We start from the raw sequence: 19,252 nt of genomic DNA, 5'->3' as shown, positions 1-19,252 counted from the left end.
GACCCGAAGAACTTACCCTTCAGCCCCGCCGCCCTGCAAGGGGTTGAAGCTGTCGTCGTAGTTTTCGTCCGTCGCGCCAGCCGGCGATTCGGCCCCTCTCCATGCGGGCGGCCCCATCGGCGTGGTCGAGTTCGTCGAGCCGGTGGGTCACCCATAGAGCGGTGAGGGGAGACTGGGAGCGGTGGCAGAGCTGCTGAACGGCGGCCAGCACCGTGTGTTGACTGGCTGGATCCAGTAGGGCGGTGGGTTCGTCCAGTAGCAAGAGCGTGGCCTCGCTGGCCAGGGCGCCCGCAATCGCCAATCGTTGTTTTTGGCCACCGCTGAGGGTGTGGATCGGTCTTGTCGCCATCCCGGCCAAGCCCACTTGCTCGAGCAGGTGATGGATGCGTTTTTGGCGCTCGGATCTCTTGAGATGGCGAGGCAGGTTAAGCAGCAGTTCGCTGCCACAGCTGGGTAGAAGCAGCTGATGATCAGGGTTTTGAAAGACCAGCGCCGGTCGGAGTGTGCAGTGGATCGTGCCGGTTTGGGGCTTGACCAGCCCGCCAATCATGCGGAACAGGGTGCTCTTGCCGCTGCCGTTGCTTCCCACCAGCATCCACAGTCCTGGTCCCGGCAGCGTCAAGCTGCACTGGTCAAGAGCGTTGGTGCCGCAGGGCCAGCGAAAGCTGACCCGATCAAGGCTCAGGCCGGGGCCTGTGTGGTCAGCCATCAAATGCGAACCCAGGACGCTTGCTGCCGCCGGCTCCGGAGGCCTTCTCGTAGATCTGTACGGCGAGTACTTCGCTGCTCAGCACGCTGACGCGTTTGCCTTCCATCTTTTCGCAAGTGAGTTCAAGCAACAGAGGTTGGCCTTGCTCCATGGTTTGGCGCACCTGTTGATACAGGGTCTCTGCGGCTGCCTGCTCCTTGCGCTGCACTGAGACCGGCATCGGACTCATCTTCAAGGCCAGTTCAATGATGTACACGAGGGCGAGCTGCGGATTGGCTCATTCTTGCGAATGGTTTCGCCAGCCGCGCTGTGCCTTGGCGGTAAGTATTTCCACTCATCTGTGTAAACGGTGGTGGGCTTCCTTCCCCCAGAACGGCCTATGCCCATTAGTCTTCTGCGTGTAAAGCTTCATGAAGTCCCCCTCATGACGATCGCTGTAGGACGCGCGCCTCAGCGGGGATGGTTCGACGTCCTCGATGATTGGCTCAAGCGCGACCGCTTCGTTTTTGTCGGCTGGTCCGGCATCCTTCTCTTCCCAACGGCCTACCTGGCCATCGGTGGCTGGCTGACAGGCACCACCTTTGTCACCTCTTGGTACACCCACGGCATTGCCTCGTCGTACCTGGAAGGTTGCAACTTCCTCACCGCCGCTGTGTCCACCCCCGCTGATGCGATGGGTCACAGCCTTCTGCTGCTCTGGGGCCCTGAGGCCCAGGGCGACTTCGTTCGCTGGTTCCAGCTCGGTGGCCTCTGGGCCTTTGTGGCGCTGCATGGCGCCTTCGCTCTGATCGGCTTCATGCTGCGTCAGTTCGAAATCGCCCGTCTGGTCGGCATTCGTCCTTACAACGCCATCGCCTTCTCCGGTCCGATTGCGGTGTTCGTCAGTGTTTTCCTGATGTACCCCCTCGGCCAGAGCAGCTGGTTCTTTGCTCCCAGTTTTGGGGTGGCAGCGATCTTCCGCTTCCTCCTCTTCCTCCAGGGCTTCCACAACTGGACCCTGAACCCCTTCCACATGATGGGCGTGGCCGGCATCCTCGGCGGCGCACTGCTCTGCGCCATTCACGGCGCCACCGTGGAAAACACCCTGTTTGAGGATGGCGAGCAGTCCAATACCTTCAAGGCGTTCGAGCCCACCCAGGAAGAAGAGACCTATTCCATGGTCACCGCCAACCGCTTCTGGAGCCAGATCTTCGGGATCGCCTTCTCCAACAAGCGCTGGCTGCACTTCTTCATGCTGTTCGTGCCTGTGATGGGGCTGTGGACCAGCGCCATCGGCATCGTCGGCCTGGCCCTCAACCTGCGCGCCTATGACTTCGTGTCTCAGGAAATCCGCGCTGCAGAAGATCCCGAATTCGAGACCTTCTACACCAAGAACGTCCTTCTGAATGAAGGTCTGCGTGCCTGGATGGCACCGGCTGACCAGCCGCACGAAAACTTCGTCTTCCCTGAAGAGGTTCTGCCCCGCGGTAACGCTCTTTGATGGTTTGGTCTGGATCGCAGATCCATCCCTGAACACAATGGGGTGCCACTCGGCACCCCATTTTTTGTGCGCTCGTGGTGTTCAGGTCACGTTTGCGCGCAGTTTGTTGGCCCCTCTTGGTCGTTCGTGGCCTTCTCGCAACCTTGTTTTGAATGCTGTCACCGCAGGGCTTACTGATGCGCTCGTTTGCTGCCAGGTCGCTGGTTTGGCCGCGGTCTGTGCTGTTGCTTGCTGGCGGCTTCTGGTTGCTCACCCTGTTGATCCAGATTTGGCGTCTGGAAAGCCTGAGTGCCACGTACGACCAGGCTCTGTTTCTGCAGGAGCTCTGGTCAACTGCCCAGGGTCGCCCCTTTGAGAGCAGTTTGTCTTCGGTGCTTTCCGGGGCTGTGGCGATTGGCAATGCTCTCCCCTTTGTGGATTATCTGCATCTGGGTCAGCACGCCAATGTGCTGACGTTGGCGGTGGCCCCTGTGGTGGCCCTGTTGGGGCGTTGGGCCTTGCCTTTGGTGCAGGTCACGGTCCTGACCGCTGCAGGTCTCGTGCTCTGGCGCATTGCAGCAGTGCGCTTGCCCCGGCCTTTGGCGGTGCAAATCACGGCTGCTTACTTTCTCAGTGGAGCCGTGATCGGGCCCGCGCTTGAGAACTTCCACGATCTGATTTGGTTACCTCTGCTTGGCTTTTGGCTGGTGGAAGGTCTGCTGGAGCGCCGCGGCTGGCAGGTGCTGCTCTGTGGGTTGCTCCTGCTGCTGGTGCGGGAAGACAGCGGTTTGGTGCTGTTTTCCTTGGGTTTCTGGGCTCTGGTGCGACGGCCAGATGTGCGGTGGTGGGGTGCGGCCCTGATGCTGCTGTCCTTCGGGTGGGTGTTGCTGGTCACCAACTGGATTCAACCCGCCGTTGATTCTTCGTTGGCCGATCGCTTCCTGGCGGAGAAATTTGGCCACCTCGTTGAAGACCCTTCTCAAGGCACCCTTGCTGTGGTGCGCACCATGCTGGGCCGGCCGCTTGCTCTGCTGCAGGCGCTGGTGTCACCACCCGGGGCCACGGTCGGATTCGTTCTGGCCCTCACCCTGCCGCTGTTGTTTGTGCCGTTGCTTTCGATTGATGCTGGCCTGTTGGTGCTGGTGCCTCTTCTGATTGCTCTGGTTTCGCAGGGACGCACCGCTCTAGCGGTGACCTTGCGCTACGTGCTTGCCCTGGTGCCTGGTCTTTACCTGGGTGCTGTGCTCTGGTGGCAGGCCCATCCTCAGGTGTGGCAACGGCGATGGTTGCGCCCAGTTTGGACAGGAGCTCTGGCCTTGGGAGTGGTGCTCACCCTGGTGGGAAACCCACACCGCTCTCTCTCGGCGTTGATTCCCGACAGCTTTTCGCCTTGGGTGCATGTGCCGCCGCAGAGGATGCTTGCCAGGCGCGAGGCGGCCTGGGCTGCGGTTGATCAAGTGCCGCCTGATGCAAGCGTTTCGGCGGACACCCCATTACTGCCACTGTTGGCGCAGCGGCAAGAGTTGATCCGCTTCCCCAAGCATCTGGCGTTCCGTGGTCGTGATGGGATGGAGCGATCGGTGGAATATGTCGTGGCGTTTCCGGGCTACTACACCCCCTTGGCCCCTGTGTTCAAGCGGGAACGACGCCAGCAGGCATCGATCCGTGATCGTCTCAATCAGTTGGTGCGCCGCGGCGACTATGCGCTGATCCATTGCCAGGGGGGAGCGGTGGTGTTGCAGCGGGTGAGCGGCACAGCTCCAGGCCTGACTCCCAGCTCTGGCAGTGCCAGCCATTGTGATGCGCTTGATTGATCAAGCGGCCTTGCACCTTTCCAGATGAGCCCCAGCCGGGGTCGTTGGGATTGAGGAGGAGCGTGTCCCAGTTGCTTGCGCCTAAGGCCTCGTTGAAACTCTTTTTGGGGAAAGCGATCAGCTCACGTGTGCTGAGGTGAGGTGCCAGATAGCTGGTTGTCAACACGTTTGCGTTCGTTGGAATTTGACCGATAGCAGCGCTGGCATCCACGCGCAGGCTCCACCGCTGCAGGTAGGGCCCAGCAAAAAACCACGGTTTCGCCAGGCTCAGCCAGCACAGCAGTGCCCAGCCCAGCACCAGTGCGCGGCGGCGACCTGTCAATCTGCGCCGGTGCTCGGCAGCTTCTGCCAGGCCGTCAATCGCTGCCGTGACCGCCACCACAGCGAGAGGCAGGCTGTAGTGATGAATGAGGGTGCGGTAGCTGGGGGATGCCGATAGCAGATTCACCACCACGAGTGGCAGCGCAATCACCAGCACCGGCAGAGAGCGGCGACGCCAGAGCAGGCCACAGGGCAGTGTGAGCAGCACGAGATAGCTGACGCCTCCACTCCAGTCGATGCTGGTGAGGATCTGGTGCAGTCCCCCGTTCAGATGGCCGAACATTCGGCCAGCCGCCTTGGGCCCTTCACCACCCCGTAGCCAGGGATAGAGCCAACGACTGAGCATCAGCAGCCAGCCTGCCGAGAGCAGGGCGGCGCTGGCGCTCCATCGCCAGCGGCGTTGGCAGGCCAGCTCCAGTGCCAGACCGATCGTGATCAGCACCAAGCCGTCACGGCAGCCGAGCAGGATCAGCAGCAGCGCCAGCCAGAGCCACGCTCTCCTGGCCCGTTCTGCCCAGAGGATGAGGGCCAAGGCTGGCATCACCCACACCTCAGGGTGGAAATCAAACAGGTTGCTGTTGAACACCACCGGTTGCAGCCACCAAAGCAGGCAGGCCAGCCAGCAGAGGCGTTGGGGTAGTCGGGCCTGGGCGGCCAGCATCCAGATCGGGATCGCCGTCAGGCTGAGGGCAAGCGCCTGAGATGCGAGCAGCCAGTGCACGGATGGAGCGATCGCATACAGGCCACCCGTCAGGAAGAAAACCCAGGCACCATGGTCGGCCAGTAAGTGGACCTCCTCCATCGAGGAGATCGGCGCTAGGCCCTGGCTCAGTAGCCAGGCCCATTGATCGAACAGCCCGAGGTCGTAGGCATTGCTCTGCAGCAGGGCGTGGCGGGCAGCGGAGCAGCACCAGCCAATCAGCGCCAGCAGCAGGCTGATCAGCCAGAGACGGCGAGGTGGAGCCACAGGTCTAGGGCTGCTGGTGCTGGTCATGGGCTCGGTGCATCCAGCGCTGCTGGGCAGTGCCAAAGCTGCCACGACTGTTCTGCCCCCTGGTCGTCGGCAGCGATCGGGTTGCAGCGCTCGAGTGGTTGACGGCTCACCACCCAGTGTTCGCGCTTGCTTTCAGCATCATTGGGTAAGAGTTCACGGCCTGCATACCAGCCAAGGGATGGGCGTGTAGGTCCTCGCAGGATCACAACGGCTTCGGCGGGCAGTTGTCGAATCTCACTCGCGATTGGGCGGGGGTCCCAGCTTTCGTTGAGTTCCCACAGCCAGAGCTGGCTCTGCCAGAGGCATAGCAGGGCCAGGCCCCAGCCGATCAGCAAGCTGATCAGGCCCCAGCGTCGCTGCTGGCTTGTGGGTTGGATCAGTTGCAGCCCGCCTGCCAGTAGGCCCAGTCCGGCGCAGATCAGTGCGAGGCGAGGCAGACCCTGGTTCTGACCAATCAGCAGCAGGGTCATGCCCGTTAGCAAGAGGGCCGTGCCCAAGAGGGCCCAGATTCGCCCCACCCAGAGGGGGCGGCCCGTGATCAGGAGCTGATGCAGTCCTTCGGCGCAGAGCAAGGCGATGGCTGGCCAGAGCAGATGGCTGTACCAGGGCAGCTGGCTGCGGAGCGGCAAGACCAGAGCGCAACTGCCCAGCAGCAGCCCCAGTTCCCAATGTCCACTGCTTTGCTGGCGCTCACTCCAGGCCCAGCGGAGGCCCAGGGGCAAGAGGAGCAACCAGGGCCAGCCGCCTTCAAGAACTTCCGTGATGGGCATCACCCAGGCCCCGGTGCTGTCGCCAACAACGCCCGCCACACGGCTGAGTCCCTGGCCGCCCCACATCACCAAAGCATCGGTGCCGCGTTGATGGCCGTGCCAAAGGTGCCAGGCCAGGCCAGGGAGGATGCCGCTTCCTAGCCAGGCCAGGGCACGGGGTTTCCAGGTGCTGTTGCGACGATCCCAGACGCTGATGGCCGCGGTGATCAGAAGAAAACCCAGCACAGCAGGAGGCTTCAGCATCAGCACCCCCGTTGCTCCGAGGCCAGCGAGTAGGCCATGCCAGGAGGTCTGGCGACTGCTGAGCCAGCCGGTCCACAGCAGCAGTGAGCAGCTCACCAAGCTGCCGTCGAGCATCGCCAGCCGGCCGTGGCGCGCCATCGGTAGCAGGGTCATCAGGATCAGGCCGGCCAGTACTGCTCGTCGTTCGCATTGCGCTCCCCCCAGCTGCCGCCGCAGCAGGATCAGCAGCGGCACCGCCAGGCTGGCGATCAGGCAGGGCAGCAGTCGAGCCGCCCACTCGTGTTCACCCAGAAGTCGGGTGGAGGTACCGATGAGCCAATGCAGTCCTGGAGGCTTGTTCAGATAGGCCTCGTTCCATTTCCAGGCGAGGAGCCAATCAAAGCTGGGATGGGTCGGTTCAATCCGGCCGATCGTGGATCGGGCGACGCTGGTCACCCTGCCTTCATCCCAGTCCCGTAGGGGCAGATTGCCGAGGCCCGGCAACCACAGCACCAGGGTGAGAAGCCACAGCAGCGCAGGCCTTGTGAGTCCGTTAAGGTTCAAAGGTCCTGATCGCAGTGATGTGAAGGCATCCTCGGCCGTTCTCGGCCTGGTTGTCGTCGAAGGCATCGCCGGCGCTCAACAATCCCATCCAGGAGGAGGTGTCCATGAGTTCCAGTTCTTTAATTCAGGGTCTGCTGATCGCGGAGAACGCCGGCTGACGGCACAGTCCTCTGACTGATCAATCGGTTCCGCGCCAGAGCGGACCCGGCGAGAGCCCCCGTCCGGTTTCCGGGCGGGGGCATCGTTTTGGCAGTTTTGCGCCCTGGGGGGGGGCGGCCAGATTGTGTATCAAGCGATACCAGCCGTTGTGTCAGCTGGCACATCCGATGTTGGTTGTGTGCTGTTAATGGGCCAGTTTTGATGTGGCGCATTTTGCGCCTTCCTGTGTGAGGAATTCAATGAAACTTTTCCAGCAACTGCTGGTTGCACCTGCTGCCCTGGGCCTTCTGGCTCCCGTGGCTGCAAACGCCAGCGACCTGAACATCAACGGTGTGTCTGACTACGCCGCTTCTGGCGAGCAGGTCACCAGCATCACCCAGTTCTCGGATGTGTATCCGACCGACTGGGCTTACCAGGCTCTGTCCAACCTGGTCGAGCGCTACGGCTGCGTCGCCGGCTACCCGAACGGCACCTACCGCGGCAACCGTGCGATGACCCGCTTTGAAGCGGCCGCACTGCTGAACGCTTGCCTCGACCGGATCACTGAAGTGACCGACGAGCTGAAGCGCCTGATGAAAGAGTTCGAGCGTGAACTCGCCATCCTCAAGGGCCGCGTTGACGGTCTGGAAGCTCGCGTTGGCGAACTGGAAGCCACCCAGTTCTCCACCACCACCAAGCTGAAAGGTACGACCACCTTCGTGATCGGCGCCAACAGCTTCGGTGGCGACGCCTACGTGCGTGAGCAGTTCGGCCGTAACTACTTCATCGGCGACAAGTACAGCTACAAGAACAACAAGACCTTCACGATCAAGGATCTCGACGGCAACGACAAAACCGTCAACAATCCCTTCTATTACACCGGTTCCAAGACCAGCTACAAGGGCCGGAAGATGGCCGACCAGGCCAACCAGTACCTGGGCGCCCTCACCTTCAACTACGACCAGCGCCTCGATCTGCTCACCAGCTTCACTGGTAAGGATCTGCTGAAAGTGCGTCTGCGTGCTGGCAACTTCCAGAACAGCGCCTTCGGTTTCAGTGCTTCCACTGGTATCGACAGCTTCTTGGGTGGTCAGTACTCCACCATGTCTGGCATGGAGGCTGCCTTCGAAGAGGGCACAGTCACCAATGCTGTGAAGATCAACCGACTCTTCTATCAGTTCCCCCTGGGTAGCAACTTCACCGTCACCGCTGGTGGTGTTGTCCGTCAGGACGACATGCTGGCCGTATGGCCCAGCGCTTACCCCGCTGACACCGTCCTCGACTTCTTCACCTACGCCGGTGCTCCTGGTACCTACAACCTGAACCTCGGTTCAGGTGCTGGTATCTCCTGGGCGAACGACGGCTTCAGCATCAGTGCCAACTACGTCTCCGGCAACGGCAACGTTTCCAAGACCAACAACGGCTACACCACTTCCTACAACGCCTACAACAACGGCACTGACACCCTCGGCATCTACTCCGTAGACCAGGATTGCAGTGGTTCCGGCGGCATGATGACCGACTGTGCCTCAGGCACCGGTACGGTTCAGATTGCCTACACCGACGACCAGTGGGGTGTTGCTGCTGCTTACAACTACAGCAGCCAGAACACTGGCAACATGAACCCCGGCACTGCAACGCCTCTGGCGACGCAGATCGGAACCCTGGGTAACACCAACTCTGTTGGTCTGAGTGCCTACTGGAGCCCCGAAGAGTCCGGCTGGATGCCTTCGATCTCCGCAGGTTGGGGCCTGAACTCCACCAGCGGTGGTGATTCAAGCTCCTACCGCGTCTACAGCGACGGCAGCTGGGGCAAGAGCAAGAAGTACACCAACCTGTTTGGTTACGACTTGAACTCCGCCACCACCCAGTCTTGGTCTGTTGGCCTGCAGTGGACCGATGTGTTCCTCAAGGGCAACACTGCCGGTATGGCTGTTGGTCAGAAGGGCTTCGTCACTGCTCTGGATCTCACCGGCAACAGGTTTGACTTCGGCTACGGCAAGTCCGGCAAGGCCGAAGACCGCCTCGTCCGCGACGGTCAGTACGCCTGGGAATGGTGGTACATGTTCCAGGTCACCGACAACATCTCTGTGACCCCCGCCCTCTTCTACATGAGCCGTCCTCTCGGTTCTGCGACCCAGGGCGTCCAGTTCAACCAGTTCGGCGGTCTGCTCAAGACCACCTTCAAGTTCTGATCTTGAACGTTTGATCTGAAGAGCTTCGCTTTTGCGAAGTTCTTCATTTTCTCCTCACTGACTCATCATCAAGCGCGGGTTTTTGCCCGCGCTTTTTTGATGGCAAAGCAGCAACGCATATCAGGTCTTTTTTGATTGTCGCCTGCGATACCTTCGCCAGGTGTGGTCGGCGACCTCTGTTGCTTTGGTCGGTCGGTAACTTTTGCTCGAAGGCTTTGTGCCTTTATTTACCCTCAATTTTGGTGTGAGGAATTCGATGAAACTTTTCCAGCAACTGCTGGTTGCACCTGCTGCCCTGGGCCTTCTGGCTCCCGTGGCTGCAAACGCCAGCGACCTGAACATCAACGGTGTGTCTGACTACGCCGCTTCTGGCGAGCAGGTCACCAGCATCACCCAGTTCTCGGATGTGTATCCGACCGACTGGGCTTACCAAGCTCTGTCCAACTTGGTCGAGCGCTACGGCTGCGTCGCCGGCTACCCGAACGGCACCTACCGCGGCAACCGTGCGATGACCCGCTTTGAAGCGGCCGCACTGCTGAACGCTTGCCTCGACCGGATCACTGAAGTGACCGACGAGCTGAAGCGCCTGATGAAAGAGTTCGAGCGTGAACTCGCCATCCTCAAGGGCCGCGTTGACGGTCTGGAAGCTCGCGTTGGCGAACTGGAAGCCACCCAGTTCTCCACCACCACCAAGCTGAAGGGCAAGACCACCTTCGTGATGGGCGCCACCAGCGCTGGTGGCGATAGCGGCTACAAGTTTTACCGAGGTGCTGTCCGCGATACGAACGCCTTCGATAAGAAAGGAACGAAGGGCGGCGCCGATGCCTACAACCGCAATTTCGGGGCGTTCACCTTTAACTACGACCAGCGCCTCGTCTTTGACACCAGCTTCACCGGTAAAGACAAGCTGCGTGCCCGTCTGCGTGCCGGCAACTTCCTCAAAAAAGCGAATGCTTTTTCTGGTGCTGGCGTCAACTTGGCGGCGCTCGACATCGCGACCGATTCTGGTGTGAACAACACGGTGAGCAATGCCGTGGTGCTTGATCGTTTGTTCTACAAGTTCCCGGTTGGTAAAGAGTTCACCGTGATTGCCGGTGCGCTCGCTCGTAATACCGAGTCGCTGGCTGTTTGGCCCTCTGTGTACAACAAAGGTGGCGCCAAGATCCTTGACTGGACTGCTCTGATGGGCACCAGTGGTGTTTATAACAAGGAGACCGGTCAGCTCATCGGTGCTTATTGGAAGCAGAAGGTGAACAAGGGCGACAACGCCTTCAGCGTGTCGGTCAACTACGTCGCTGATGATGGCAACGGCAACAACTCCAATGCCCGCAAAGGCGGCTTCATGACCGACAACTCCGAGGCGAGCCTGTTGGCTCAGCTTGGCTATGCCGGTCCTGAGTGGGGTCTTGCCTTCGGTTATCGCTACGGCCAGTGCGACAGCGGCAATGGTCTGCGTCGCGGTACCGAGTTCGCCAAGAACAACACTTGGAACAACAACTGTGTCGCTAAAAACGACAACGGTAAGCTCAAGCGTTATGCCAGCAGCTCCAACAGCTATGCGCTGAACGCCTACTGGCAGCCCGATGAAGCTGGCTGGATCCCATCGATTTCAGCTGGTTGGGCCTTAAATAACGTCAGCGCTGATCGGCTTGTCGAGGGCTCCCCAGTGGATACCCAGAGCTGGATGGTTGGTCTGAAGTGGGAGGATGTGTTCCTCCAAGGCAACGACATGGGCTTTGCTGTTGGTCAGCCCACCTTCGCCACCAGTGTGAAGGACTGTTCCAAGGCCTCTAAGAACGCCGGCACCTGCAGTGAAACGCCTTTCGATGGCAATTATGTCTTCGAGTGGTACTACAACTTCAAGGTGACCGATAACATCGCCATCACTCCTTCTGTCTTCTATCTGTCCCGCCCGATGGGTCAGTACACCAACAACCTGGTGAAGAAAGGCGGCGGCGGCTATGACGGTCAGTTCAATGTGTTTGGTGGTTTGGTTCAGACCACCTTCAAGTTCTGATCTGATGTTGTAAGTGGAATCCCTCGTTTGGCGGGATTCCACCTCATGACTCCTCATCATTTAGCCCTCCTTTTGGAGGGCTTTTTGATGGCTGCAAAGCCAGATTGGCTTTGCTTTGTTTCCGCAAAGTTTCTGTTGATTGCAGCTCATCCCTGCCCAGCGTGCCATCTACATCAGGCCAGATCTTTTTTGCCCTTCATCACAGATTGAGCCTGGGTTTGTGCGCAGTGTGCCAACACGAAGCATCTGCTTTCGCTTCCTATATTGAGCTGGCCATTCATCCCTGCAGATCAGGGGTCTGGTCTGTTTGGATAACGGCATGGTGATCGCAGCCGATATCACGGCCCTTGTGGGCCGCACGCCGCTGGTGCGCCTCAACCGCCTGCCGGCGGCCAGTGGCTGTGGGGCGGAAGTGGTGGCCAAGCTGGAGAGCTTCAATCCCACGGCGTCGGTGAAAGACCGGATTGCAGGGGCGATGGTTCAAGCCGCCGAGGAGGAGGGCACGATCACGCCTGGTCGCACGGTGCTGGTGGAGCCCACGAGCGGTAACACCGGGATTGCCCTGGCCATGGTGGCTGCGGCGCGTGGGTATCGCTTGATTCTCACCATGCCCGACACGATGAGCACCGAACGCAGGGCGATGTTGCGCGCTTATGGCGCTGAGCTGCAACTCACATCAGGCGATGAGGGGATTCAGGGGGCGATCGACTTGGCAGGGGAGCTGGTTGAGGAGATCCCAGACGCCTATCTGCTTCAGCAGTTCTGTAATGCTGCCAATCCGGCGATTCACGAGCGAACCACCGCAGAGGAGATCTGGGCCGATACCGATGGGAATCTCGATGTGCTCGTAGCGGGAGTAGGGACCGGTGGCACCATCACGGGCTGTGGTCGCTTGCTGAAGGCACGTCATCCCGCTCTCAAGGTGGTGGCAGTCGAGCCCGCTGGTAGTGCCGTGCTCAGCGGTCATTCCCCAGGCCCCCATCGCATTCAGGGCATCGGTGCAGGCTTTGTTCCCCCAGTGTTGGAGAGGGAGTTGATCGATGAGGTGATGGCGATTAGCGATGAGGAGGCCATGGTGATGGGCCGAAGGCTCGCCCGTGAGGAGGGGCTACTCAGTGGGGTGAGTAGCGGTGCTGCCATTGCCGCTGCTCTGAAGCTTGGCCAGCGTCCGGAGTTGCAGGGACGCCGGATCGTGGTGATCCTGGCCAGTTTTGGTGAACGCTATCTCTCAACGCCGATGTTCAGTTCAGCGGCGCCGCTGCCGCCCCGTCGGGACGCTCACCTGTGAGTCCCACCGGATCACAGCAGGCGGGGCGTGGGGATCCCTATGCCGTCCTCGAGGTGTCGAGCCAGGCGAGTCAAGCTGAGATCAAGGCTGCCTATCGCCGTTTGGTGAAGCAGCACCACCCCGATGCAGGTGGCGATAGCGAGCGGATCCTGGAGCTCAACGCTGCTTGGGAAGTGCTGGGGGATGCCGAGCGCCGTCGTCAGTTCGAGCGTGATCGTGTGCAGGGATGCGAGGAGGCCCGTCGCCGTGGGGCCCGCAATGCCCAAGCCAGCAGTGCCGCCCGTGCCGCCAGTGGTCAGGGAGCAGCTGCCGATGATGCAATCGTGCAGTGGCTGCAGCGGGTGTATGCCCCGATCGATCGTCTGCTGTCACAGGTGATCAATCCTTTTCCTGATCAGTTGCGGGCACTGTCTGCAGATCCCTATGACGACACACTGATGGAGGCCTTCTGTGCCTACATCGAAACGAGTCAGCAGAAGCTGGAGAAGGTGAAGACGCTCTATCAGTCCCTGCCGGTGCCGGCATCCGTTCGCGGTTTTGGTTTGAGCCTCTATCACTGCCTCTCTCAGGTTGAGGATGCGATCACCGAGCTTGAGCGATACACGATGGGGTACGTGGATAACTACCTCCACGACGGCCGCGAGATGCTGCGAGAGGCCAAGCAACGTCGTCACCGTCTGCAGCAGGAACGTCGACGTCTGGAGATCACTTGATGGCTGTCTGGCCGTTCCGGTTGTTGTTGTTGTTGCTCTGGCTGCTTTCCACTGCCGCAGATCGTGGGTGGTGGATTTGGTTTGACGGCATCCCTGCCTGGGATCAGGCCGACTATCTCAACAGCGCTCTCGACCATGGCCGGGCCTTGGGGCTGCTGCCCGGTGGCGGCTGGCAGGGGTGGGCGGCACTGCTGGATCTTTCTCCCAAGATTCCGCCGTTGGCGTCGCTGGTGAATGGCACGGTGATGGCTGTGGCCGGTGATTCACCGGTGCAGGCGGCCTGGAGCCTCAGTCTCTGGCACGGGGTGTTGTTGCTGGCAGTGACGGCCTGGGCTCTGGAGCTACGGCGCCCCCGTGCCATGGCGCGGGGCTTCGCGCTGCTTGCAGCAGCACTGGTGGCACTTGCACCAGCCCTGCTTGAGTTGCGCAGTGACTACGTGCTCGAGCTGCCACTGACGGCAATGGTGACTCTCGCCCTCTGGCGGCTGGGCTGTTGGTGGAATCCCAAGACCGGTGGGAGCTGGATGCAGGCGTTGCTTGCGGCCCTGGCTTGTTTGTTGGCTTTGCTGGTGAAGCAGAGCGCTCTGCTGGTGCTGCTGCCTGTGCTGGCCTGGGTGGCTGTGCAGGCCCTATGCCGTGGTCATGGCCGCCGCTTGCAGTTGCTGGTTGGTGCGGGTGTGATCTTGATCGGTCTCTTCCCCTGGCTGCAGCACAACTGGATCACCACCCTGGGTGGCACCAATCGGGCCGTCCTTGAATCGGCCGCGCGGGAGGGAGATCCAGGCCCTTGGTCGGTGCAGGGCTGGCTTTGGTACCCCCGCTTGCTGCCCGCTCAGCTGGGGGTTGTGATGCTTGCAGTGGGCCTGGCGGGCTTGCTGCTTTGGTTCTGGTGGCACTGGCAGGGGCGCCGCCATCCTTCAGATCGGTTGATGACGCTTGGTCAGGATGATTCCTTGGCCTGGCGCTGGTTGCTGATCAGTTTGGTTGTTGGTTGGGTGTTCACAGGCTTGAGTCCCAATAAGGACGACCGCTATATCGCTCCTCTGCTGCCGCCGCTGCTGTTGCTGCTGGCACGGGGCTGGTGGCAGTGGGGGTTGTGGCTGGAGCAGCGCTGGCCGCGCCGGTCGCCCTGGTTGGCTTCGGGGCTGTTGTTGTTGGGGCTTGGTGCCAGTGTCCAAGCAGGGGCAGCAGCCCAGTTGGCACGTTTGAACGAACGGACGACGGGGCCGTTGGAAGCGATTGTGGGCCGGGCCGGTGGTGCCACCCCTGGGGCAAAGCCCACCACCCTGATCGTGGTCCCGAGTACAGCTGACCTCAATCAGCACAACGTCAGTTATTACGGCCGTCGCCAGGGCGGTCAGCTGGTGGGGCGTCAGTTGGGGAGCAGTCGCCGTGACCTGCAGCCCGTGCTTGACCATGCTCAGTGGGTTCTGCTTGCGGAAGGGGATCAGGGCTCCGTGCGCAAGAGTGCGCTCAAGCTGGATCGTGCGGTGCGAGACAGCGGTGTGTTTGCGCTGGTGCAGCAGTTCCCGCGCCCTGGTGGCGATAGCTATTCGCTTTGGCGCCGCCGCAGTGATCAAGCTGCAGCTCCAGGATTCGCCCATCGCTTCCCCGGCCTCGCCGCTGGTTTGGCAGCCGGGCCGGAAGGTCTCGATCCCCTGTTTAATGCGGTGGCAATCGAACACATGCTTGACGGCCATTTCCTCTACCGAGACCGGGTGCGCCGCGAGGCCTTGCACAGGCTTGCCCTTGATGCGAACGACCTGGAGGCCCGGTGGAGTCTGGCCTTGTTGGCGGTGCTCGCCAATCGACCTGTTGAGGCCTCAGCTCAATTTGCAGTATTGGAGCAGGCCTTGCCCGCCAGCGCTTGGCCCAGTGCTTACCGGGCTGTGGTGACACTGGCGGGATGGAATCCCTGGCAGGCTGCCGCGATCACGTCTGAAGCTCGCCGTCGGCATGGCGATCAACCTCTACTGATCGCCCTCGATGATCTCAGCGCCGTGCTGGCAGGGGCGATCTGGCGCCTACCTTCGGCATGGCAGTCCATCCCCCAGGCTGTGCAGAGCGTGGAGACGCAACTTCAGGAGAAGGCCTCAAGCTGAGCCAGTTTCAGCCACACGTCTGGCACTGGACGGCGCCAGCGCACCTGGGCGTAATCGCCCTTGACAACAAGGATCTCGCCCGGTCCTTCAAAGATGTAGGCGGGCGGTATTGGGTCGCTGGCTCCTGCCTCGACGCTGCCGCTGTAGGCCTCACGCTTGACGCGAACCAGAGCCCCTTTCTTGAGAGCAACGGGCTTGGCTTTGGCTGGCGCCGCAGTATCGGTTTCGGCCATCAAGAGGAGGCGATCAGACCGCCAGGCTAGAACCAACCCAACTGCCCTAGGCCGAAGGCTTGACCCATCAACTTGCGATTTACCTGCTTGTCTTCGGTGGATTGTTGTTGCTGGCGGTGCTGCTTGACGATCTGGCCGCACGGATTCGCATGCCTGGCGTGCTGATGGTGCTGCTTCTTGGCTTGTTGATTGACAACAAGCTGGATGGCGCGACCACCCTGCTGTCTTTGGATCAAGCCAAGCAGATCACCCAGGCAGCATTGGTGCTTGTGCTCTTCTTTGGGGGCCTAACCACTAACTGGGCGGAGGTTCGTCGGGTGATCCGCCCGGCAGCCCGTCTGGCCACCCTTGGCGTGGTGTTGACGTCGCTGATGATCGCGGCGGTGCTGCTTGGTTTTGGTCTTGCGGAAGGCCAGAGCGTTTGGATGAACCTGCTGCCTAAAGCTCTGTTTGTCGGGGCGATGGTCGGCAGCACTGATGCCTCTGCAGTGCTGGCGTTACTTCGTCCCCTGGAGGGCCGCCTGCCCAAACCCCTGCTCGATCTGATTGAGATCGAATCGGGCTTCAACGACCCGATGGCGGTGGTGCTGGCGGGACTCGCTTTGGCTCTAGCAGGCGGCGGTGGTTTTACGTCGGGGGAACTGGTGATCACGGTGTTGCGCCAGTTTCTGTTGGGCACGATGTTGGGCTTCGTGGGTGGCAGCCTCACCGTGCAGCTGCTTGGCAGTCGGCTCAGCCTGAACCACAGCACGATGCTGCCGGTGGTGAGTCTGGCTTTGTTGCTCGTGCTCACCGGCGGCACGACTTTGCTTGGTGGTAGTGCGCTGTTGGCTGCCTATGTCGCTGGTTTGGTGTTAGGCAATGGCCCCAGCCTGGATCAGGAAGTGCTGGAGGAAGCCCATGCCAGCTTCGCGAAAATGGCGGAGCTGCTGCTGTTCCTTTGCATGGGCTTGGTGGTGAATCCTCAGAATGTGGTGTACGCCGCCGGCTGGGGCTTGCTGCTGTTCCTGATCATGCAGCTGGTGCGCTACTTGATCGTGCAGGTTTTGCTTCTGCGAACGGAGTTTTCGGCCGAACAGCGATTGTTCGTTGCCTCCGCAGGCTTGCGCGGTGCCGTTCCGATCGCCTTGGCGATCGATGCTTGGGCGTCCGGCGTCTCATGGGGAGTCGAGATGCCTCCCCTGGCGCTGGCGGTGGTGCTCTACGGATTGTTGATTCAAGGCTTCGGTCTGGTGCCCCTCGCGAGGCGCCTCAATCTCACACTGCCGATCGAGAGCAGTGCGGCAGTCACCGACACCACTTCTCCGCCTTAACCTGGCCCCTCTCCGTCCGCCCCCTTCCTCATGCGTCTGCTGCTGCTCGGCTGCACCGGTTTGGTCGGGCGCGAATTGGTCCCCATCCTTTTGCAGGAGGGCCACCAGCTCACTGTGGTGAGCCGCCGTCCACGGGCGGCCGTGGCCTGGGCCACGGATCTTGGCCACGACTGGCTTCAGCTCGACCCAGCGCAGGCCTCGCATTGGGCTCAGGGTGGTGGGCTGCAGCAGGCGCTGGAGAACGCTGATGGTGTGGTCAATTTGGCTGGCGAGCCCATTGCTGAACAGCGCTGGACGGTGGCTCATCGACAGCTGCTGAACACCAGCCGTCTTGCAACAACCAGTCATCTGGTTTCGGCGATGCAGCGGCTGGAGCAGCCGCCAGCGGTGTTGGTGAATGCTTCTGCAGTGGGCTTTTACGGCACCAGTGCAGAGGCCACCTTTGTGGAATCCAGCCCTGCTGGTGATGATCTGCTCGGCACCCTCTGCCGCGATTGGGAGACCGCCGCTAGCGGCCGGCCTGATCCCACCCGTCTGGTGGTCGTGCGTATCGGCATTGTGCTTGCCCCAGAGGGTGGAGCTCTGGGCAAGATGCTGCCGGTGTTCCGCGCCGGTTTCGGCGGGCCGATCGGTTCAGGACGACAGTGGATGAGCTGGATTCATCGCACCGATCTGTGTCAGCTCATCCTGCGAGCTCTCACCGACAGCCGTTGGTCAGGTGTGGTGAATGGCGTCGCACCTGAGCCGGTGAGCATGGCCACCTTCGCTTCCACCTTGGGCCGTTGCTTGGGACGACCGAGCCTGCTTCCCGTGCCTGGGCCGGTGTTGCATCTTCTCCTTGGCGATGGTGCTCGCGTCGTCCTGGATGGTCAGCAGGTTCGATCAGAGCGTTTAGCTCAGCTGGGTTTTAGCTTCCGTTACCCCGATCTGTCTGAGGCCCTCGCCGCTGCCACCACGACGCGATCCCGTTGATCAGTGCTGCAGCGATTAAGAGCCCGATCGCGGGGGTGAACAGTGGATCCCAGAGCTGCTGGAAGGAGTGCATCGGCGCTTCGATGCCCTGGCTGCTCGCTACCACTGCAATGCCGAACCAGCCTGCCCCCGCAAGCACCACGAACACATCGAGCACCAGCAGCCTGTCCAGCCAGAGTTTCCAGAGGGGTTGGTCTGTGGCGGAACTCATGGGTTGATGGAGAGGGAGGGCTGACTGGGGGCGAGCAGGTCGGTAATGGCGGAGGCCATGCGGTCGGCTCCCCCCATGCTGCCGAGCCGTTCTTCCGCCTGCTGGCGACACCGTTGCTGCAGGGTGTTGTCTTGTTCACTGCCTTCCAGTAGCTCCAGTGCGAGCTTTGCCGTGGCATCCAGAGTGGTCGGTTCTCCGCTGTCTCCCTCTGCACAGAACACGGTGGGGCCAAGCAATCTCCGCTGCGCTTCGGCGAAGTTGGCGGTGAATTGTGGCCCTTTGCCTGCGACTTGAAGCACCGGTTTGGCAAGCCCCACGGCCTGTTCGGCGGCTGTTCCTGCCATGGACATCACCAGGTTGGCGTTTTGCAGGACGGAGGCGAAAGCGCTGCGTTGCACCTCCACCCGCAAAGGTCCTTTGACGAGTGCGAGTTGATGCTCCGATCTGTGCATCTGCCAGGCATGGGGAGCGATCAGAGCCTGGAGCGCTGCATCGTCCACGCTTCGGATCAGGGCCAGGTCCACCGCCAGTTCCTGATGGCTGAACAGGTGGGTTGGCAGCCGCTGGATGACCTGCAATAGCAGCAGCAGGTTGTGCTCAAGTTCAGGCCTTCGGCTGCCGGGAAGCAGCGCGAGCCGGTGCCGCCGAGGCGGTCGTGGTGTTGCCGGAGCCAGCACTGGATCCATAAAGGGATTGCCAAGAAAGCGCACTGGCCGGCCGAGTTGGCGGCTGAGATCTTCGGCGCTGAGCAGATCGCGGCTGTAGACCGCCAGGAAGCGCCCGCTGCTTAGGCAGTTGTCGCAGGGCCAGGGCAGATTCAGACGACCCTCATAGTGGCTGGAATAGGCGACCAGATAGGTCGCCACTGGTCGCCCGCAGAGCCAGGCCGCCATGACCGGAATCACATCGCCGATCACCACCACGAGGGCATAGCGGCGGCGGATGCGGATCAGCCGCAGCAACGACTGGAGCAGATGCAGCACCTGACCTTGGATCAGTTCGGTGAGACGGCCCCGCAGGCTGGTGTAGCCCAGCCCACCGGTGCTGAATTCACGTGTGTTTGCCATCAAGGGGATGCCTGCATCCCGATAGGGGTGGCCTCCGCCAACAAGCGGCAGGGCATCCACCTGGTGGCCGCAGCGTTGCAGTGCTTGGCCAAGCAACGCACCGGAGAGGTCTTCTCCATGACCGTTGCTCAACAGCAGCAGCCGCGCCAC

16 protein-coding genes and 1 pseudogene are annotated in these 19,252 nt (G+C 61.3%); 10 read left to right on the top strand and 7 right to left on the bottom strand.

The genetic code is table 11. From position 1 onward, the window contains the following. Positions 1 to 19: 19 nt before the first annotated feature. Positions 20 to 709, bottom strand: a complete 690-nt coding sequence (locus SIB72_RS02685; protein ID WP_413744503.1) for an ABC transporter ATP-binding protein — start codon at positions 707 to 709, stop codon at positions 20 to 22. After that, positions 702 to 965, bottom strand: coding sequence for a hypothetical protein (locus SIB72_RS02680; protein WP_115016327.1), 264 nt, complete (start codon positions 963 to 965; stop codon positions 702 to 704). Before SIB72_RS02680 ends, SIB72_RS02685 begins: the two co-directional genes overlap by 8 nt. 168 nt (positions 966 to 1,133) lie before the next feature. Here SIB72_RS02680 and psbD point away from each other — a divergent pair, with 168 nt between their 5' ends. Further along, positions 1,134 to 2,189, top strand: a complete 1,056-nt coding sequence (psbD, locus tag SIB72_RS02675; RefSeq protein WP_413744141.1) for a photosystem II D2 protein (photosystem q(a) protein) — start codon at positions 1,134 to 1,136, stop codon at positions 2,187 to 2,189. A gap of 152 nt (positions 2,190 to 2,341) precedes the next feature. Then, positions 2,342 to 3,844 (top strand): annotated as a pseudogene (locus tag SIB72_RS02670) (DUF2079 domain-containing protein); the annotation flags it as partial. Here SIB72_RS02670 and SIB72_RS02665 read toward each other — a convergent pair. Both SIB72_RS02665 and SIB72_RS02660 read right to left on the bottom strand, forming a co-directional pair. Next, entirely contained in the window at positions 3,843 to 5,297 is a 1,455-nt protein-coding gene (locus tag SIB72_RS02665) for a DUF2079 domain-containing protein (protein ID WP_413744502.1), read from the bottom strand. The pseudogene SIB72_RS02670 and the gene SIB72_RS02665 sit on opposite strands and share 2 nt — an antisense overlap. After that, a complete protein-coding gene (locus tag SIB72_RS02660; RefSeq protein WP_413744501.1) occupies positions 5,294 to 6,853 on the bottom strand; it encodes an ArnT family glycosyltransferase in 1,560 nt (519 codons plus the stop codon). The genes SIB72_RS02665 and SIB72_RS02660 overlap by 4 nt, the downstream gene beginning before the upstream one ends. A gap of 19 nt (positions 6,854 to 6,872) precedes the next feature. On the opposite strand from SIB72_RS02660, the gene SIB72_RS02655 reads away from it, so the two are divergent. From SIB72_RS02655 to SIB72_RS02630, 6 genes are all read left to right on the top strand, one after another. Beyond that, the gene (locus tag SIB72_RS02655) at positions 6,873 to 7,031 is read left to right on the top strand and encodes a hypothetical protein (RefSeq protein ID WP_170953834.1); all 159 of its coding nucleotides are present in this window, start codon (positions 6,873 to 6,875) and stop codon (positions 7,029 to 7,031) included. Between the two features lie 220 nt (positions 7,032 to 7,251). Beyond that, positions 7,252 to 9,186, top strand: a complete 1,935-nt coding sequence (locus SIB72_RS02650; protein ID WP_413744500.1) for an iron uptake porin — start codon at positions 7,252 to 7,254, stop codon at positions 9,184 to 9,186. 256 nt (positions 9,187 to 9,442) lie between these two features. Further along, a complete protein-coding gene (locus tag SIB72_RS02645) occupies positions 9,443 to 11,203 on the top strand; it encodes an iron uptake porin (RefSeq protein WP_413744499.1) in 1,761 nt (586 codons plus the stop codon). 319 nt (positions 11,204 to 11,522) lie between these two features. Beyond that, positions 11,523 to 12,491, top strand: a complete 969-nt coding sequence (cysK, locus tag SIB72_RS02640; RefSeq protein ID WP_413744498.1) for a cysteine synthase A — start codon at positions 11,523 to 11,525, stop codon at positions 12,489 to 12,491. Next, positions 12,488 to 13,204 (top strand): J domain-containing protein, encoded by a 717-nt coding sequence (locus SIB72_RS02635; RefSeq protein ID WP_115121109.1) that lies wholly within the window; start codon positions 12,488 to 12,490, stop codon positions 13,202 to 13,204. The genes cysK and SIB72_RS02635 overlap by 4 nt, the downstream gene beginning before the upstream one ends. After that, on the top strand, positions 13,204 to 15,306 hold the full coding sequence (locus SIB72_RS02630) for a phospholipid carrier-dependent glycosyltransferase (RefSeq protein WP_413744497.1): 2,103 nt from the start codon (positions 13,204 to 13,206) through the stop codon (positions 15,304 to 15,306). Before SIB72_RS02635 ends, SIB72_RS02630 begins: the two co-directional genes overlap by 1 nt. On the opposite strand, the gene SIB72_RS02625 is transcribed toward SIB72_RS02630, so the two are convergent. Then, the gene (locus tag SIB72_RS02625; RefSeq protein ID WP_115121135.1) at positions 15,285 to 15,539 is read right to left on the bottom strand and encodes an NAD(P)H-quinone oxidoreductase subunit O; all 255 of its coding nucleotides are present in this window, start codon (positions 15,537 to 15,539) and stop codon (positions 15,285 to 15,287) included. The genes SIB72_RS02630 and SIB72_RS02625 overlap by 22 nt on opposite strands. Before the next feature lie 59 nt (positions 15,540 to 15,598). Between SIB72_RS02625 and SIB72_RS02620 the strand changes: the two genes are divergently transcribed. Both SIB72_RS02620 and SIB72_RS02615 read left to right on the top strand, forming a co-directional pair. Further along, positions 15,599 to 16,852, top strand: coding sequence for a cation:proton antiporter (locus tag SIB72_RS02620; protein ID WP_413744496.1), 1,254 nt, complete (start codon positions 15,599 to 15,601; stop codon positions 16,850 to 16,852). Between the two features lie 30 nt (positions 16,853 to 16,882). Beyond that, positions 16,883 to 17,824, top strand: coding sequence for a TIGR01777 family oxidoreductase (locus tag SIB72_RS02615; RefSeq protein WP_413744495.1), 942 nt, complete (start codon positions 16,883 to 16,885; stop codon positions 17,822 to 17,824). Here the strand turns inward: SIB72_RS02615 and SIB72_RS02610 are convergent. Continuing rightward, the gene (locus SIB72_RS02610) at positions 17,760 to 18,035 is read right to left on the bottom strand and encodes a hypothetical protein (RefSeq protein WP_413744494.1); all 276 of its coding nucleotides are present in this window, start codon (positions 18,033 to 18,035) and stop codon (positions 17,760 to 17,762) included. The two genes, SIB72_RS02615 and SIB72_RS02610, sit on opposite strands and share 65 nt — an antisense overlap. After that, a complete protein-coding gene (locus SIB72_RS02605) occupies positions 18,032 to 19,252 on the bottom strand; it encodes a lipid-A-disaccharide synthase-related protein (protein WP_413744493.1) in 1,221 nt (406 codons plus the stop codon). Before SIB72_RS02605 ends, SIB72_RS02610 begins: the two co-directional genes overlap by 4 nt.

The organism is Synechococcus sp. MIT S9451 (assembly GCF_047304725.1).
In the GTDB taxonomy this organism is placed as follows: Bacteria; Cyanobacteriota; Cyanobacteriia; order PCC-6307; family Cyanobiaceae; genus Synechococcus_C.
The sequence above is the reverse complement of the archived record's forward strand: the minus strand, read 5'-3'. Positions and strand labels throughout refer to the sequence as shown.